14 protein-coding genes, 1 tRNA gene and 4 pseudogenes are annotated in these 18320 nt (G+C 29.6%); 7 read left to right on the top strand and 12 right to left on the bottom strand.

Going from position 1 to position 18320, the window contains the following annotated elements:
* Window positions 1–144: 144 nt before the first annotated feature.
* Window positions 145–321: a hypothetical protein gene (locus tag DK405_RS11875; RefSeq protein WP_231967622.1), complete on the bottom strand. Its 177-nt coding sequence runs from the start codon at window positions 319–321 to the stop codon at window positions 145–147.
* Window positions 322–687: 366 nt separating this feature from the next.
* Here DK405_RS11875 and DK405_RS11870 point away from each other — a divergent pair, with 366 nt between their 5' ends.
* The 3 genes from DK405_RS11870 (at window position 688) to DK405_RS11860 (ending at window position 2437) form a co-directional block, all read left to right on the top strand.
* The gene (locus DK405_RS11870; protein ID WP_410522026.1) at window positions 688–1383 is read left to right on the top strand and encodes a DNA adenine methylase; all 696 of its coding nucleotides are present in this window, start codon (window positions 688–690) and stop codon (window positions 1381–1383) included.
* A gap of 453 nt (window positions 1384–1836) precedes the next feature.
* Window positions 1837–2289 (top strand): hypothetical protein, encoded by a 453-nt coding sequence (locus DK405_RS11865; RefSeq protein WP_231967546.1) that lies wholly within the window; start codon window positions 1837–1839, stop codon window positions 2287–2289.
* On the top strand, window positions 2267–2437 hold the full coding sequence (locus DK405_RS11860) for a hypothetical protein (RefSeq protein WP_231967548.1): 171 nt from the start codon (window positions 2267–2269) through the stop codon (window positions 2435–2437). The genes DK405_RS11865 and DK405_RS11860 overlap by 23 nt, the downstream gene beginning before the upstream one ends.
* Here DK405_RS11860 and DK405_RS11855 read toward each other — a convergent pair.
* Together DK405_RS11855 and DK405_RS11850 are read right to left on the bottom strand one after the other, a co-directional pair.
* Window positions 2427–3758: a replicative DNA helicase gene (locus DK405_RS11855; protein ID WP_064612788.1), complete on the bottom strand. Its 1332-nt coding sequence runs from the start codon at window positions 3756–3758 to the stop codon at window positions 2427–2429. The genes DK405_RS11860 and DK405_RS11855 overlap by 11 nt on opposite strands.
* An 8-nt stretch (window positions 3759–3766) precedes the next feature.
* Window positions 3767–5482 (bottom strand): DnaA N-terminal domain-containing protein, encoded by a 1716-nt coding sequence (locus tag DK405_RS11850; RefSeq protein ID WP_064612787.1) that lies wholly within the window; start codon window positions 5480–5482, stop codon window positions 3767–3769.
* A gap of 177 nt (window positions 5483–5659) precedes the next feature.
* Here DK405_RS11850 and DK405_RS11840 point away from each other — a divergent pair.
* The 4 pseudogenes from DK405_RS11840 to DK405_RS11825 form a co-directional block, all read left to right on the top strand.
* A pseudogene (locus DK405_RS11840) lies at window positions 5660–6085 on the top strand (transposase); the annotation flags it as partial.
* A gap of 34 nt (window positions 6086–6119) precedes the next feature.
* Window positions 6120–6757, top strand: a pseudogene (locus DK405_RS11835) (IS5 family transposase); the annotation flags it as partial.
* A gap of 117 nt (window positions 6758–6874) precedes the next feature.
* A pseudogene (locus tag DK405_RS11830) lies at window positions 6875–7738 on the top strand (IS982 family transposase).
* A 111-nt stretch (window positions 7739–7849) separates the two neighbouring features.
* Window positions 7850–8029, top strand: a pseudogene (locus tag DK405_RS11825) (IS5/IS1182 family transposase); the annotation flags it as partial.
* 1086 nt (window positions 8030–9115) lie between these two features.
* Here the strand turns inward: DK405_RS11825 and ykgO are convergent.
* The 9 genes from ykgO to DK405_RS11765 form a co-directional block, all read right to left on the bottom strand.
* On the bottom strand, window positions 9116–9241 hold the full coding sequence (ykgO, locus tag DK405_RS11815) for a type B 50S ribosomal protein L36 (protein ID WP_011944475.1): 126 nt from the start codon (window positions 9239–9241) through the stop codon (window positions 9116–9118).
* Between the two features lie 1070 nt (window positions 9242–10311).
* Complete coding sequence (gene trxA, locus DK405_RS11800; protein WP_045912419.1) at window positions 10312–10638, bottom strand: thioredoxin; 327 nt, start codon at window positions 10636–10638, stop codon at window positions 10312–10314.
* 22 nt (window positions 10639–10660) lie between these two features.
* Window positions 10661–12979: an outer membrane protein assembly factor BamA gene (gene bamA, locus DK405_RS11795; RefSeq protein ID WP_045912418.1), complete on the bottom strand. Its 2319-nt coding sequence runs from the start codon at window positions 12977–12979 to the stop codon at window positions 10661–10663.
* A 12-nt stretch (window positions 12980–12991) separates the two neighbouring features.
* A complete protein-coding gene (locus DK405_RS11790) occupies window positions 12992–14053 on the bottom strand; it encodes a M50 family metallopeptidase (protein WP_045912417.1) in 1062 nt (353 codons plus the stop codon).
* 109 nt (window positions 14054–14162) lie between these two features.
* Complete coding sequence (locus DK405_RS11785) at window positions 14163–15359, bottom strand: DNA recombination protein RmuC (protein ID WP_410522045.1); 1197 nt, start codon at window positions 15357–15359, stop codon at window positions 14163–14165.
* 213 nt (window positions 15360–15572) lie between these two features.
* Window positions 15573–16394, bottom strand: coding sequence for a 16S rRNA (adenine(1518)-N(6)/adenine(1519)-N(6))-dimethyltransferase RsmA (gene rsmA / locus DK405_RS11780; protein WP_045912416.1), 822 nt, complete (start codon window positions 16392–16394; stop codon window positions 15573–15575).
* A gap of 128 nt (window positions 16395–16522) precedes the next feature.
* A complete protein-coding gene (locus DK405_RS11775; RefSeq protein WP_231967854.1) occupies window positions 16523–17374 on the bottom strand; it encodes a SurA N-terminal domain-containing protein in 852 nt (283 codons plus the stop codon).
* A 206-nt stretch (window positions 17375–17580) separates the two neighbouring features.
* Entirely contained in the window at window positions 17581–17889 is a 309-nt protein-coding gene (locus tag DK405_RS11770; protein WP_012460749.1) for an HU family DNA-binding protein, read from the bottom strand.
* A 350-nt stretch (window positions 17890–18239) separates the two neighbouring features.
* Window positions 18240–18316, bottom strand: a tRNA-His gene (locus DK405_RS11765).
* Window positions 18317–18320: the final 4 nt, after the last annotated feature.

Below are 18320 nucleotides of genomic sequence, written 5' to 3'. Positions count from 1 at the left end.
AACTTTGTTTTTTTAGAAATTTAAAATAGCAAGCTTAGCTAACAATTAGCTAAGCTGACTGGTATATCACATATGGCTTCCATATCTTAATGTTGATTTTTTATTTTCTGTTATTCCGGACTGAAGTGTTCTAACTTCTTCTGGCTAACTTTTGAGCTGTTTGAATACATCTATTATGTTTAAGTTTAGTGCTTTAAGTTGATGTGTAAGTTTTAAAAGCTCTTTATCACCAGCTGCTAGATGTCTTAGTAACAGTTTTGACTGTATATTTTTATTAAATATACTTTTATTTTTCTGTTGACCTTCGTTTCCAAGAGACATAGAATTCCCCTACTGTTTTTGTTTGAAAAATGGTTTCTGAAGATTAATAGTAAAAGCTCAACTCTTTATTGCATTTAATCTTCAGCCTATTATCATCAAAGTTTTGAAACCTAGATAATATAAGGTATAGAGCAGTATTGTAATTTTTATTAGTCTATTAAAATCTTTTAATTTTTAGGTTAAATTTTTGCATAATAATCTAATGTTGATGCGAAATTATCACATTCCTTGCTTATGGTTATAATAAATCTTATTCAAAAAGGATACATAAAAAGCCTTGTAAGCGTTATTATTACTAGCACTACAAGCTGTTTTCTGGTATAATCTCAATAGAGATTCAACTAACAGAGATTAATTAAACTTCAGGTGTCAGTAGCTGTTGCTAATAAGTCTAAGCCTTTTCTTCATTGGATTGGTAGTAAACGAAGAATTGTTAATAAATTAATAGAACATCTTCCTCAAGGTCCACACTATAATTACTATGAACCATTCCTTGGTGGAGGTGCTTTATTTTTTCAAGTTAGGCATCTTTTTAAACAATGTTTTTTGTCTGACATCAATCTTGATTTAATTACTAGCTATAATGCTGTTAAAAATAATCCTAATGAGGTCAATAGATTACTGAGTTTATATCACAAACATCATTCAAAGGATTATTATTATAAAGTTAAAAACAAATATAGTAATAATCCGAATGAAATTACCGCAAAATTTATATATCTTAATAAATATTCTTTTAGAGGAATTTATAGAGTCTACAAAAACGGACAATCTGCTCAAACATTTTCTGGTGAATGCTACATTAAACTCCACATTGCATCTAGAATAAACCAATGCAGCAACCTTTTACATGGTGTATCAATTTATGCTACAGATTTTTCATTTATAGAGCCTCAACAAAATGACTTTGTTTATTTCGATCCTCCTTACCATAAATCTGGAGAACAGTTCTATAATAGTCTTCCAAGTGTTATATGCTTTCAAATAATAGCACTACCTTCATTAGAGACATATACAAAGACTTCTTCATCACTCATATTGAGTCACATACTCTATCAATGAACAACGAAATCTCGTTAATTAGCTAATCATTACTAACTATTAAACCTGTAATGATAATACTACAAAGGTAGGCTTAAGTGCTTTCATTATTCTTTAAAAATTTTAATATTCTAAATTGTTGACCTTTTTATCAAAAGATGTCAATTTAGACCTTTTACATTATATATTTCATCTTTTTTTTTATTCTAAACTGAAATTAAAAGTGATTTTTAATTTTTTGCTTAAGTTCTGATTTTGAAGAAGGACTTAACTACAGATTGATTCTAAAAGAATGGCATGATATATATTATTCGATTAATGTATATTATACTCTTTAGTCAAAAGATATATTTAGTATTACACAGTCAACCTATATAAGGAGCTTAGAATATGCATCGTAGGAGCAATAGAGAATTTAATATCCAAGCAATGGGCAGCATCCAATTATGCCAGACCCTTAGAGATAGAGATGTATTGTCAGGAACTATTATAACAGAGATTTATAATAGAGCTTTGTTTTTACTGCAAACTGAAGATACAAGATACAATAGATTGCAGTTTGATGCTAGAGGTTTAGCAACAATTTTATATCAATTTGCAAAATTAAACTATGTTATAGGTCATGAGTTTATTGATGCCTGGGCAAATAAAGCTATAAATCTAATGGATGAATTTAACTCTCAAAATTTAGCTAATTCACTATTGGCATTAGGCTGGTTAGGAATTCAGCCACAAGATACATTCATTCAGGCTTGGATACATCACGCTACTAAAAGTATTGAGAAATTTAATACTCAAGATTTAGCTAATTCCATATGGGCATTAGGACGGTTAGGAATTCAGCCACAAGATACATTCATTCAGGCTTGGATACATTACGCTACTAATTGTTTCTCAATTAGAGATGTTAGAGGAGATATTCTATGATGCACAAGAGAGTACACCAGAGCAATCAACAAGCGAAATTGCACATCATTCTGAATTACAACCAGATGATGTATTTTACGATGCATACGAATATATTCCATCAGATCCACTAACACATGAATCTTCATCTTATGACATCAAGCATTAGATAACATATGTTCTTCTGATTTTGAGGCACATAGTTTGTAGTCCTTAGAATCTGGATTCGGTTCTGATCTAGACAAGTAATATTCGTCACGATATATAAGCATTACAATATCGGCATCTTGTTCAATTGAGCCTGATTCTCTTAGATCTGAAAGAATAGGCTTTTTATCTGACCTTTGTTCTACAGCTCTAGACAATTGAGATAACGCAATGATTGAAATATTGAGCTCTTTAGCAAGAGCTTTTAAGCTCTGAGTAATTTCAGAAATCTCCTGTACTCGATTATACTGACTTCCTCTGGAATCAATTTTTATTAGCTGTAAATAATCAATAAATAATATTGCTAAATTATGAGTACGTTTAAGTCTACGAGCTCGAGATCTAATTGCAGATATCGAGATTGCTGGAGCATCATCTATAAAAAAATTCCACTTTTGTATTTCGTCTTGTACAGTCTTTAACTTATCAACATCTTGTTCACCTATTTTACCGTTAAATAATGCAGAGCTATTAATTTCTGATTCTATAGAAAGAATTCGAGTAGAGATTTGCTGAGATGATATTTCTAAAGAAAAGAATCCAACTGATGGCACTACATTATCTTTAGTATTTTTTTTAGTAAGAAAATATTTACAAGCATTTATTGCTAAGTTAACTCCTAAAGCAGTTTTACCCATTGATGGTCTGCCAGCTAATATTATTAGGTCAGAATTTTTAAATCCTCCAAGCTTTGAATCAAGGTCAAGTAGTCCACTACTAATACCGTTAATAGAGTTTTTATTTTTAATAGCAGATGAAATTGATGTCCATGATTCTTCAATTGAAGTTTGTAATTTTGTAAATCCTTTACTTAAAGTTCCCCTTGAACCTAGATCATATAATTGAGATTCAGCAGTTTCGATCTGAGTTATAGCTAAATCTGCTAAAGTAGAAGAATACGCATTTGTTACTATTTTTTCTCCAATTTCAATTAAATAACACCTCAGCGCAAGATCATATACTATTTTGCCGTACTCATTAACATTAACTATACTTAATGCTAACGTTGTAAGTTTAGCTAGATAATCTACTCCACCTATTTCATCAAATGTGAGTTCATTGCCTAGCATATTTTTGAGCGAAATTACAGTAGCGCTAATTCCTTTACTAATAATGAGATTAATTGACTTGTATATTTTGCCATGTAATGGTTCATAAAAATGTTCTGGCAGTAAAAATTCGTTAATGTTATATAGCGCACGATTGTTAATCAGAATTGCTCCAAGTATCATTTGCTCTGCTTGAATATTATTTGGAGCAATCTTTGCAAGATCTTTTTCCATATCACTCTTTAAATTTTATTAAAATTACTAAACTTAACTAACTCGAAAGAAAATCCCTGAGCTTTAAAAGAGGACTCAAGATCTTTCAGATAGTTCTCTCTGATGTAACTATCTTCAAATTCTGTTTTTGCTTTGATGAATATTTTTTTGTTAACACTATCTTCATTTATAACTTCTAATTTGCTAAACCATGATTTATCGATAGCTTGACCGTAACATGTGACTAAAGATTCTCGTACTTTGTACCAAGTTGAGTTGGGGCCTAGCTCTTTACTAAGTTCTGAAAGGTAATCTTCATCACTTATTTGTTGCTGTAAAACTGTTGTTTTTTGATACTCCGTTGCGCTATTGGTAACTTGTTTTGATTCATCAAATGGTATAACTTGTAACTGCTCAATATCGTTGCCATGGACAGCTCGTACCTCCTGTAGTATCTTGAATTTAATATGATCTGACAGTGTAATATTCTTAATCAACTTGATGTAATATTTGTTTTTAACAGCTGCACCAAAATCACAAGATGTTAAAATTTGATAAGCCATATCTGCTTCAAAGACTCCAGCTATTTTACGCTTCAACTGAGCCTTCATACTACGATCTGTACCAGATTCAATATTTGCTAGATACTGTTCTTTAAATCTTCCTACATCATTAAATCTAAAATTTCCACTATTAGCCTGATCAGTAGTTAGTAATTCATTTGCTAAGGCTTTTGCCGTATAGCTTAGCACTGCTATCTTATCTGCAAAATGACGGTTTGGATATTTATTTGATAACTTCAACAGTAATTGATTTATGAAGTATATGTTGAAGCTTCTACTAGACATACGTTGTAGTATAACTGCATCTTCTGGTGTTAGTGGATAATAATCTGCTAGTCTTTTTCTTTTGTGGCAGTATTTATTCTTTTCAACCTCTGAATCCTTAGTAATAGCTGGAGTTGCTAACTCACTATTTTGCTCATAATCCTTGTTTGATGGCTTTTTATTGCTAAAATCACTAAGCTCATAGAAATTCAAATTCTGTTGTTGCTGTTGATCTTTTTTTTCATTTCCTACTAACTCAATTTCTATAAAATCATCAGATTCCGTATATTTAAACTTCAAATTTTGCTGTTGATCTTCATTTTTATTTTGATCATTCTCTATTAACTTATCTTCAGTAGATCTAGATCTATTATTATTTTTTTTATTATTATTATATCTATATATGTAGCTGCAATTTTTTGCAGGTTCACCTGCAAATTCTTGCAAATTGATGTGAAAATTTTTTTGTTGCAGAAGGACAATTTTTTCTTCTTTTTTTTCTTTTTCAGTGAAACGCTGAAAATTTTTTAGAAGTTTTACACAAAGAACATTACGTAACTTGAGATTGCCTTTAATTATTGTTCTATTTTCAACTTTAATAAAACCTGCATTTCTTAATTCAACCAAGCATTGCCTAACTCTGCGGTAACGAAGGTTTAACTCCTTTTCAAAAAAGTAATAACTTTCCTGTAATTCATCTATATCTTTGTTGTAATAGATTTGTAGTCTATATACCATCAATGATAAAAGCTGTTTAGATGTTTTACTTAATGCTTTTCCATTATCTCCAGTTAGCTTTCTCCATTCTGGTGGAATGATATTTCCAATAAAGTTATAAAATATTGTGTCATTATTGTTACTATTATTTTTAACAAAATTACAACCATTGGTTAAAAAGTCGAATACTACAGGTCGCATTTTTCATCTCCAAAAATACAGCTATAGTAGGTGTTTTTGAAAATAATTTTTTTACAAATTACCATCAAATTTTTGTTCAAAAGGTTGACAAAAGGTTGACAAAAATCATTATGCCAAACCTATATAAATCTTCATACTTATACTATCTGCCTTAGAAGACCAATTTTTCCTATAGCACATCTTATAATCAATAATAAAGGCGAAATAATGTCAGTTAAAATTACTAAAAGCAATAAAAGCGACCTATCTGTATCTTCGTTTTTTTCTAAAGGCTTATCTGGTAAATTGTTTAGTGATAAAGCTTACATATCTAAAGAATTATTTCATTAACTGCTGACCAATGGTTTACGTTTATTTACTAATCTTCGTAAAGATATGAAAACATATTTATTGGACATACAAGATAATCGGTTATTAAATAAACGTTCTTTAATTGAGTCTGTCTTTAATGTACTAAAAAAACATATGCTTTTAGAGCATACTAGACACCGTTCTCCTCTTAATTTCTTTATTCATATAATTGCTTCTCTTGCTAGTTATTCTATCTCTAAACTTAATCCCCATCTTATCTCTTCTTCTTTCTCTTCTAATCCCTTATCCTAAATTAGCGTTTATAAATATCTGATTTGAAGTAATAATGAAATTCGATCAGATTAAAGAGTTAAAGGATGAAAAATTTAGTCGATTAACAGGAGTAAGTAAGGAAACATTTTCAAAGATGGTGAATATTTTGAGGAAAGCTAACGGTCTTAAGAAATCAAAAGGTGGGCGTAAAAATAAGCTTAATTTGGAGGAACAGTTGCTGATGGCCTTAGAATACCTTAGAGAATACTGTACTTATTTCCATATAGGTCAGAACTATGGGATTAGTGAAAGTTGAGCATATAAAGCTGTAAAATGGGTAGAAGACACCCTAGTTAAACACCCAAACTTTGCTCTTCCAGGCCGTAAAGCTTTAATGAAGAGTGATATGAATTATGAAGTAGTCTTGATTGATGCTACTGAGAGTCCTATAGAAAGACCTAAAAAAAACAAAAATTCTATTATTCAGGAAAGAAGAAAAGGCATACACTAAAAACTCAAATAGTGGTAGATAAGAAAACGCGCCAAGTAATATGTACAGATTTTTCTAACGGTAAAAAACATGACTTTAGATTATTTAAGAAATCCAAAATTCTTATCCATCCTAAGGTAAAAGTGATTACTGATACAGGATATCAAGGCATACAAAAAATTCACAATAATTCTGCATTACCAAAGAAAAAAACAAGAAAAATCCTTTATAACGCCAGTTTAGGATAAGAGGAAGCAGGGAAGGCATAATACAAAAGGTATACAAAGAGAGAATGTTGAGTTAAAAAGAAAATTTAAATAAAAATAAAATAACCCAACATGAAAAAATGTATTATAACAGTATACTATTTAATAGATAATTTTTGCAAGATATATCAAGACTGGGAAAGAAAGAGATTAATACCAAGTAGTAATTAAAGGAACAGAGATGGAAAGTTGTCCTTAGCTGAGTTATTAACAATAGTGATATATTTTTATTTATCTCAATGCAAGGATTTTAAAAATTATTATCTATATTACTTGAGTCATAAGTATAAAGGATACTTTTGTTTACCAAGCTATAGTAGAATAATACCACTGTGGCCTAGAATGTTGCTACCATTGGCCATATTAATGCATTATCTGAAAGGAGAAGAGACTGGTATATATTACATCGATTCTAGCAAGTTAGCAATTTGTCATAACAAACGCATTTCCAGCAATAGAGTTTTTAACAGATTTTCTAAAATTGGTAAGAGTAGTTATGACTGGTTCTTAGGCTTTAAGCTACATCTTGTAATTAATCATAAAGGTGAAATAATGTCAGTTAAAATTACTAAAGGCAATAAAAGCGATCTATCTGTAGCTTCAGTTATTTCTAAAGACTTATCTGGTAAATTGTTTGCTGATAAAGCTTACATATCTAAAGACTTATTTCATCAACTGTTGACCAATGGTCTACGTTTATTTACTAATCTTCATAAAGATATGAAAACATATTTATTGGACATAGATGATAAGCTTTTATTAAATAAACATTCCTTAATTGAGTCTGTCTTTAATGTACTAAAAAAACATATGCTTTTAGAGCATACTCGACATCGCTCTCCTATTAACTTCTTTGTTCATATAATTGCTTCTCTTGCTAGTTATTCTATCTCCTATCTTATCTCTTCTTCTTTCTCTTCTAATCCCTTATCCTAAATTAGCGTTTATAGTCATTTACAATGAAGTTTGCATATAAAATATCCTGTTGGTAAATCTTATGACGCTATTGTTGCTTTTTTCTATGCTCAAACCTCATTGTAAATGACTATAACTAAAAATGATAAAAAGAATAATCGTAGGTTAGCAGGAGAAAGAGTTGTCAATGAAAACGTTATTGGTATGCTAAAACAGTTCAAAATTATTGCTGACAAATATCGAAATAGACGTAAAAGATTCGGTCTTAGATTTAATTTGATCTCTGGCATTTATAATTTTGCACTACCTTAACCAGTTTCGAAAGAGGTCTAATATATTTGGTAATAAACCATATAGGCGTTGAAACATCACTTCACATGAAAGTGATCAGACTTATGTTATGGTCTCTTATTACGAGAAAATTTGATGAAACTTGGAGAAAAAAAGCAAATGTTGGTTGTAAATTTTACAGCTAGTACATCTACTAACAACAAAATACATTTGCATAGTATAATAAACTGAAAAAATGTAATAAAATTGTTATAAGTCATCAAATACATATCGTAAATGCAATACATAAAAGCAGATTGAACAAAACGAAAGCTTTACAACGTCTGCCTACACATTCTTTTGTAAAATCAGTTCTAAATAATATTGAGCTTAAGGAGGCTTAAGCAATATGATAGAAAACTACCATACAGTGGATGAAGAAATGGCAACATTTTTTTGTTATCAGACCATATAAATGCTTATACGACCGTTATTAATTCATGTAGTCTTTCAACTCAGTACCATTAGCTTTCTAAGATCTCTCTTAGCTACTATCACAAAAATAATAGGCTTACTTATGTTTCACTCATCAGAGATACGTTAAGTTGGTTACATTCTGTATACCATAGAACTGGGACTTTTAAAGAATGCAAGAACTCACTTCTTATCTTACACAGCTAAGCTTTCCAGATTTATCACTATAAAGCCTTTATCTTGAGTATCTGCTTTTGCATTTACAATATTTTCCATACGAAGGTTCACTTTCGTTTAACAAATTTTTTAACTTTACCTTACCACTATTTCCTATCCAGATCAGTACTTTAGTTATGCTTCATATCGCTCTTAGTACAAAATCGTTGCAAATTTTGCACATCAATAGCAGTAAAATGCTCTCCTTACTATATCTCTGTACTCTATCTTTGAGTAACCTCATGTTGCACTACGCTATATAAAAATATTTAAAGTAAGAAAAGTAATTATAGAATACAAAGAGACTTATTCCAACTTAAAAGTTTTTTTTAGTATAAAAAACAATCCAAAACAAACTAGTGATAAACAAAGAAAGAACAGAATAAATATTTTGCATGCCTTATATCTTATTTTACATCTGTAACAATTTGACTAACATTAACCTTGCCTTGCCTTGAATTTTTTATTTTTTTTATTAATAACAAAAATTTTACCACGTCTTTTTACTACCTGACAACTTTTATCCCTATTTTTTAAAGATTTTAGAGAACTTACTACTTTCATACTATTCCTATATCATCAAACTATCGGATACAATATATGTTCTTTTATTGAATCAGTCAATGCAGTAGTTATAAAGATTTATATTTTTGAGCTAGTTCAACATAGCGCGAACTATAGGTTTGAATCATTTTAACTTTAGCTATATAGTCATTTACAATAAGGTTTGAACATAGAAAAAAGCGATAATAGGTTCATAAAATTTACCAAATGGAGTAATTTGATTTCTAATCCACATCTTCATATTAGCACAAAACTTTTCTATCGGATTTAAATCTAGAGAATAAGGTAGCAGAAAAATAACTTTACAACCACAAGATTTCTAGTAACTATTTTTTATCGCTTCTTTCTATGCTCAAATCTCACTGTAGATGACTATAACCATTCACACTGTGTTTGTAACAGGTAATAGCGCTATTCCATTTAGTTTTATACCTGTACTTACTTGAAAATCTGATGTTTTCATGATATTTCCCTAAAAATTGATTATACTTAGGATTTTTAGCTCCAAAAACTCTCCTCAACTTCTTTACTACAATGATCCATCCTACTTCATATATTTCATCTCAATTTCCTCGAGTTTAACTCTTGTCAGTCTATACTTTCAACTTGAAAGAAAATATAGGCCCTACCACATTTATACACAAAGTTTTATTACACATGGCATAAATTAAAAATGAAATTACATTATGAGAAAAAAAGAGGTACAATAAAGAAAAAATAAGAAAAGATAGGAAATATGGTAGCAGAATGTTCATATGATTTAAGAAAAAGAGTAATAAAATTAATAGAAGAAGGAGAAACAATAGCAAAAGCAGGGTGTTTAATTAATAGAAGATAATGCATGCCGTACTTATAGATGAAGCTCCATTTTAACGACTTTTTTTGATGCTGTATTTTTCCATTTTACAATGTTTAACTTCCTTTCAGACTTAAGCTATATCTTGCAAAAATTGTATCAAACAGTACAATATTGTAATACATTTTTTCATATTGAGTTATTTCATTTTTATTTAAATTTTTCTTTATAACTCAACATTTTCTCTTTGTATACTCATTTGCAATTATTAGCTTTAATAATTATTAATCCAATCTATAATATCTTGCTTGCTCTTACCTCCTATTTCTCTAGAAACCGCTTCTCCATTATTAAATAATATTAGTGTTGGAATACTTTGTATTTTAAAATCAGTAGCTACCTGAATATTTTTTTCTATGTTAACTTTAACAATCTTTACCTTATCAGATAATTCTTCAGATATTTGCTCTAAAATTGGTGAAAGCTGACGGCATGGACCACACCAATCAGCAAAAAAATCTACTAACACCAACTTAGGTGATAAAAGCACTTCTTGCTTAAAACTTTCTTCATCATTAATCTCTGTAATATTTTTTGTCATAATAACTCCATATATTAATTAGCTATATAAATCCTAGCGTAAACCCCAATTTTTCAACTTCATCGTAATTCTCACGCTTAATAGGCACAGCATAGAAAAACTTTATTGGCTGTCCTATTATATCAAAAGTTAGTCCAATACCAATAGAAGCCCTTAAATTAAATTTTTCACTATCAGTAACACGGTTAATAATACCTATATTATCACCTCCCCATACACTACCTACATCCATAAAAATTGACCCTCTGGCATTTAACTCATCTGGTAAGCCTATCGGAACAAATAACTCAGCACTAGCTGTGTAGCTGTTAGTACCACCTATTCTCAGGTCTATGGCTTGTATCTTAGGACCTATACCAGTAAATCCTCTAAGATGATCTTGACTCACTTTAAGTAAGTCATAAACCTTAACTTCTTCCCCTAAAGCTCCTCTAATATTATTAAATCTAGTAACAAACATAAAAGTTACTTTATTATCAAGAAATGACTTTAAAAATTTGGCCATTACTGTATTTTTGAGGTATTTTACTGTTCCTCCTAAACCAGAAAATGATACTCCATAACGCATAAGATATCCATTTTTAGGTCTACGAAAATTATCAGTTCTATTATACGTAATAGCTCCATCAATTATTGAATAAAGAAAATCATGCTTCTCACCATATATCTGTTGAATAATTTCATCAGATATAGTCTCTCCTTTATCAGACTTAATAGTATATCCTAATGTACCAATAAAATGCTCAGTTAGCTTACGATCTACTTCAAAGCCTGCTCCAAAAACATTATGAGAATAATATTCACCTTTATATTTTTTTATACTTGCCCTAGTTGTACTTTCAGAATTAATTGGATCCTTTCCAAAGTGAAAAAGATGTAATTTACCTACAAAACCGCTACCATTAAAATTAGGATCTATTATGCTTATTGCTTGAGATGAACTTTTTTTAGCAACCGATAGTTCTCCGTTAATCAACCGCCCTGTTCCCATGATATTATCCCAGCTAAAGCTAAAGCTTCCAGTTAAACCAGTTATACTATTATATCCACCGCTAAGTCCAATACTACGTAGGTTTCTACCTTCTTTAATCTTAACTAAAACATCACAATAATCACTATCAGTAACTGGTACCATGCTTATACTAACGTCATCTATGAAACTCAACCTGCTAATATTTTTCTTAGTAGTTTCTAATTTACGCTCACTTAATGCATCCCCTTCAATTAGTTCTATCTCTCTTCTAATAACATGATCTTGTGTAATAGTATTGCCTGAAATATTAATATTGCGTATATAAATTTCTTTATCAAAATCGATAACAAATACTACATCTACAACAGATGAGCTATCAGCTCGATATCTAAACTTAGGATAAACTCGAACTTGATATAATCCTTGCTTTTGTAAAACATCTGTAATCTTTTGACTAATACTATGTAGGTCTGCACTGTTAAATAAAGTATTAGGCTCTACTTTTAAAAATTTACTAAGTTCTTTACTATTAATAGACGAAATACTGGTTTCTAAACTTAATTCTCCTAAGTAAAATCTTTTATCCTCATCAATAATATAAGTGATAACCACAGAATCTTTAGCAGGACTAAGCTCAACACTAGATGAAATATTGCAATTCATAAATCCACTATTCCGGTAAAATTGCTGCAGCAATTCTTTATCATTTTCAATATACATAACATTATACAATGTTAAAGGTGAAGCAAAGTTACTCCAGCTCTTTTCTTTACAAAGAATAACTGAACTCAATTTTTTATCACTATAATAATCATTGCCAACAAACAAGATTTTCTTTATAAAAACTCTAGGTCCTTCAGTTATCTTAAAGGTTAAGACAACTCCTCCATTATTAACATTATCAATTTCAGATGTAACTTTCACTAGAAAAAACCCTGCTGATTTATACTCTTCAGTTAACCTTGTAATATTTTCTTGCAAATCTGAATCAATAAGCATGTCACCAGCTTTAATAGTAATCATTGTTAACAAGACTTTTTTAGTTATAGCTCCTGAATCATTTACTAGCTTCACTTCTGTTACTAATGGAGCTTCCTGAACCTTAACTGTAAGCTTACCATCAATAAAATCTAAACTTACATCTTTAAAAAATTTTGTATAATGCAGAGTTAGTAAAATATCATTTTCTTTTTCAGGATTTAACTCATCACCAGTTGATACTCCTAATTTACTAATAATAGCTTCTTTTTCAATCCTTTGATTGCCTATTACCTCTATAGACTCAATCTTATCAGCTACAGCTATGCTGCCAAAAGATAAATTAGCTAATAATACTACAGCCCAACTAAACCATACAAATTTGTTCACAATTTTTTTACCTTAAAACTTTAACAATAAATTCTTTATATCATTTGATATAGAAATTACAATTAAAAAAATAATAATTGCAACTCCTATTTTCATAGCAATATTATAAACCATCAAATTTATGGATCCTTTACCTACAATCATCTCATATATAAGATAAAGAAATCTACCACCATCTAACGGCAGAATAGGCAATAAATTCATCACTCCTAAACTTATCGACAAATTCACTAAAAACAGCAAAAAGCTATCAATACTTCGACACATTGCTTTACTAGATTCATGTGCTATACCTACTACTCCTACAATTTCTGCTATAGCATCTTTTCCAGTTAACTTTTGCCATAGTGCTATCAATATTAATTTCGATACTCCAAAAGTATAATTAACTGACTCTAGTATACTATCAATAAAACTACTTTTAATACGTATCAATTTACCTCTAACTCCTAAATCTCCAAGTCTAATCTCACTATCATTCAATTTATATAATTTTGCATGTGGTACTACATTTATTTTCATTAACTTATTCTCTCTTTCTAATACCAATTCTATTGGTACTTCTGGATAGTTAAATACTACCTGTACTAAATCTAAGAAATCATGAACTTTAACACCAGCAACCTCAGTTATAATATCACTCTTCATAATACCAGCCTTTTCTGCTGCAGATTCTGAAATTACATGATCCACAACAGAAGAAACTATATATTTACCGTAAAAACTATTTAAAAACGTAAGAGCTACAATAGCAAAAATAAAATTCGCTGCTGGCCCAGCTAATACTATCAGCATTCTATTGATAATCGGCTGATTATTATAACTTCGTCTATCACTAGTAGAATCTTGTAAATGATGTTCCATGCGAACAAATCCTCCAAATGGAAATATGCATATCTTCCACCTAGTTAGATTCTTATCAACAAATGCAAATATCTCTCTTCCAAAACCTATTGAGAATTCTTGAACATAAACTCCACATACCCTAGCACAAAGATAATGCCCAAGCTCATGCACAAAAACCAGCGAGCCTGTAGTAATGACAAACGATAATATTGTTGTTACTAAAAACATTATTTCTTACACATGCAAGTTATATGGTAAATTTAACAGAAATTAAACAATGACATAGTATAGGTTAATACAACATATTATTCAACTACAATATATTTCTAAATTAATCTTACTTATCGTCTTCTAACTCCTTTGTATCACTAATCTTAGCGCTGACTATATCAATATCTGATTTAGATGAAACTAATTGATATCTTGGCAACATCAACCTATTATTACTAATATTCCTACTTTTTTTAGTCTCGATTCCAAGCTGTTGAATTGTTTTAGCTTTTGATAAAAAATTCCTATTAAAAGATGCTGCAAATTGATCATAGCTGCTTACTATGCCTTGAACATTACTACTCAGTTTATGAGCATATTCTGTCAATAGATTAATAGATAATATTACTTTTTCTACTTCATTTAATATTAATTTTTGATTTTCATATCGCATTTGTTCTTTAATTTGAAATTTAGCAAAAGATAACATATTCATCAAACCAGAAGGTCCAACAGGAAAAATATTAAGCTCCCATGATTTATGAATAAATTCCCTATCGATATTTGATAAATTTTCTATCGCAGTCTCAGTAGGCAAAAACATTAACGTAATAATATTATTAAAATTACGCGCCTCAAATTGATAAGAATCAACTATAGCCTGAGCATATTCTTTAGATGATAGATTTTTAAGATGAAGGTTTATGCTCTTTCTTAATTTTTCAACTTTAGCTGTATGAATAGCAGCATTATTATTGTTATTACACATATCTATTAGAAATTTAGAAGCCTTAGCATCAATAATCATCAAATTATCACCAGGTAAAAAAATTAATGCATCAGGACGCAACCGAATATTATTCTCATCAGTTAAATTACATTGCATAATAAAATCATACTTAACTCTTAAACCTGATGCCTTTAAAATATTTTCCAAAGTGATTTCAGCTAACATCCCTACTCCAGATGGAGATAATAGTGAACTCTTAATAACTTCTACAATCTTAGTTGACTCATCAACTCTATTATTAAGTACTGCAATAATTTCTAACAATTTTTGAAATTCTTGCTGAAATTTTAAGTTAGTATTATGAATATTATTTTCAGATAATTTTCTTGACTGCTCTGTTTCTTGCTTATGTAAAGCAATTAATTGCTTAGATAAATCGTTTCCTAAATCTAGCAAAGAAGCTTTAGCAAGTTGTAAAGCTTCTTCATTCATTTTTTCTTTTTTACTATTATCTAACTTAATAAACTCAATTCTGGTCTTTAATTCTTGTATTTCTTGTACGTAGTTTAATCTATTATGTTCCAGCTGCTTCAATTGTTCTAAAAGTTTAGTATAATTTTCTTCAATGAAAATAAGTTTTAATTTCAGTCTAGTACTCTTATAAATTAAAATCCAAATTACACTTACCAATATAATAAATGCAATAACCACTCCACTATAAATAATAAAACTCACAATTCCAATCACTTACTTAGTTAGCTATTCTGTTGTTGTTATATTTAGTGCCTTTACACTAATAATACTCTCTTATAATAATATCCTACTTAACTGAACATATTGCTCAGGAGTTAACTGCTCAGGCCTTTGATGCAATTGCGCATTAAGTATCTCATCAGTAATATTTATAGACTTTAACAAATGACTTAAGCAATTTTTTAGTTTTTTTCTCCTAGTACTAAAAGCTAATTTAGTAATTTTTTGCACATTCTCTATAGTATTCCTATCTAACTGATGTTTTTTAGGTGATACTAGCATAACACTTGAATCTACTTTTGGTGGAGGATTAAAAGCCCTAGAAGAAACCTTAAAACACTTTCGCACATCAGAAACAATTTGTGCAAGTACTGTAATTCGACCATATGTTTTGCTGCAATGATTAGATATTATACGCTCTACTACTTCATCCTGAAGCATAATTATCATATATTCAACAAATGATATTTGATGTAACCACTGCACAATCAGTTGAGTCCCAATGTTATATGGTAAATTTGAAATAATAATTATGCGATTTGACTCAATATTAGATAAGTCAAAATTCAAAGCATCACCACAAATAACCTCAAGTTTAGATGAAGGCATAGTAGGTATTTCATGCAGCAATTCAATAAAACTAGCATCTTTTTCAATAACAATTAGCTTCTTAGGGTTATGTGCTAAAATTGCTCTAGTTAGCCCGCCAGGGCCAGGTCCTACTTCTAATACAACTTTTCCAGTAATTGAGTTAGGAGCAACGCTAACAATCTTATTACATATATTAGAATCAAGAAGAAAATGCTGCCCCAAAGATTTATTGGCAGTAATTTTATGAAGCTTCATATGCTGTGATACTGTAGGCAATTCAATCATAATTTAACCAACAGAAACTAAAATTCAATCAGATATCAAAGTTTAACAGAAAATCTAAAAAGCCTTGAATATTTAGCAGTTTGTAGCGAAGTAATTAACTTAATATAAAAAATATAAATTTAGCAAAACTAAATAAAAACCTTTATATAAGCTCGTCCTAATAACTTATTACGGAACTTATTTAATTCCATATTTACCTGATTTGAAAAAACTTTATTTACTAAATCATTATGTTCTTGCTCAGTTACATTTTTTACTTCTCTGCTACATAAATGAAAAAATTTAAGAATGTTATTATCTGATTCAATAATTCTACTACTACTATTTTCCTTCATACTTTCTAAAATTACTCGATCATGAGTATTTACATCATTTAAATCTTTAGTTATGCATTTCACTTCCGCTAAATTCGCATATTCTTTTGCATCAACATTACAACTAATCTTTGATCGCAATACCAACATCTTTTGATAGTTATTCGAAGTATTAGTATTACTAGCTACTAAGAATTTAACCTCTGTAGGCTTAGTAGACAAAAGTAATAAATCAATTATATTACGATTAGTAGACTTAGCTAGCATTCTATTAATTTTTGATATTACTACTCTCACTTCATAAAACATCAAAAAAGTATCATAGCTAACTTCAGATTCTTTTATAGCATATTTAAAATACTGATCAGGTAAATTAATTGCCTTTTCTTCCATAGCTATAAATTGATTAATCTCATCTTGAGAAGCCTCAATACCATACCTCTTCGCTTCATTTAGAAATATTACTCTATCAATTAATGCTTCCAATGCTATAGTTGTTAACTCACTCTCACTTATGGAAGTAAGAGATTGGCTTCTATGTAAAAATGTAATTACTTTCCTAAATTTATCTAACTGGTGTGATGTAATTGGAGTGCCATCGACAATAGCAACTATCTTAGTAGCAGCCAAAGCACCAGAGCTATTACATACAACTATTATAGTCAAAAAAAAAGCTAGAATTTTATTCATATTTGTTTATTTAGTTCTTATAAAAAGAATACGAAGAATACATAAATGCTCAAAACAGTTAAGTATATCTTAATAATAGCTAGGCAAACTATTACCTAACTATCATTTCAATTCCTGCTATAACCTGCAATTATATACAATAACTTACAAGCTATAACATCAAATAACAAGCAGCAATGCATTTAATTATTGCATGCATCTTTTAAGGTTTTACCTGGCTTAAAAACCACCTGATAACTTTCAGGAATAATAATTTTAGCCCCAGTTTTAGGATTGTGTCCATCTCTTGCTGCTCTAAATCTTACACAAAAGCTTCCAAAGCCTACAATATTTATATCATGACCATTTTCAATAGCCTTTTCAACGCCACGCAATATTAAGTTTAATGCTCGCTCTATATCAGCCTTAGTCATATTTGTATTATTTTTATGTATAAAATTTACAAATTCAGCTTTGTTTAGCGCTTCTCTTTCTTGATTATTTGTGCTCATAAATCTCCTTAAATAATAATAAAATAATAATAAAAGTTACATTGTACCAATATAACTAAACATCTAACTAATTATACAAATAGTTTGCATTATTAATGATAAATTAAAGCATTTCACCATTAACATGATTTTTCTACAACAATGTACTCAGCTACACACTAAATTTACTCATTCTAACACTAAGATATTTATTATAAATACATTCAATAACTAGTGTTAAGTATATCAAAAAACTAACTATATTATATTAAATTCATAACATTTATTTTAAAAAAATAACTACTTATTAAAAATTGCGTTAATAATAACACCTACAGCTATTATTTTATCAGCAATTAAGTATAAAAACATGGGGCGAATAACCGGCCTCGAACCGGCGACCCTCAGATCCACAATCTGATGCTCTAACCAACTGAGCTATATTCGCCGTA

Source organism: Orientia tsutsugamushi (assembly GCF_900327275.1).
GTDB lineage: Bacteria > Pseudomonadota > Alphaproteobacteria > Rickettsiales > Rickettsiaceae > Orientia > Orientia tsutsugamushi.
The sequence above is the reverse complement of the archived record's forward strand: the minus strand, read 5'-3'. Positions and strand labels throughout refer to the sequence as shown.

Coding starts and splice junctions, on each gene's coding strand:
- DK405_RS11875 (WP_231967622.1), bottom strand. CDS start 321: ATGTCTCTTGGAAACGAAGGTCAACAGAAAAATAAAAGTATATTTAAT.
- DK405_RS11860 (WP_231967548.1), top strand. CDS start 2,267: ATGTTAGAGGAGATATTCTATGATGCACAAGAGAGTACACCAGAGCAA.
- DK405_RS11855 (WP_064612788.1), bottom strand. CDS start 3,758: ATGGAAAAAGATCTTGCAAAGATTGCTCCAAATAATATTCAAGCAGAG.
- DK405_RS11850 (WP_064612787.1), bottom strand. CDS start 5,482: ATGCGACCTGTAGTATTCGACTTTTTAACCAATGGTTGTAATTTTGTT.
- ykgO (WP_011944475.1), bottom strand. CDS start 9,241: ATGAAAGTAGTAAGTTCTCTAAAATCTTTAAAAAATAGGGATAAAAGT.
- trxA (WP_045912419.1), bottom strand. CDS start 10,638: ATGACAAAAAATATTACAGAGATTAATGATGAAGAAAGTTTTAAGCAA.
- DK405_RS11790 (WP_045912417.1), bottom strand. CDS start 14,053: ATGTTTTTAGTAACAACAATATTATCGTTTGTCATTACTACAGGCTCG.
- rsmA (WP_045912416.1), bottom strand. CDS start 16,394: ATGATTGAATTGCCTACAGTATCACAGCATATGAAGCTTCATAAAATT.
- DK405_RS11770 (WP_012460749.1), bottom strand. CDS start 17,889: ATGAGCACAAATAATCAAGAAAGAGAAGCGCTAAACAAAGCTGAATTT.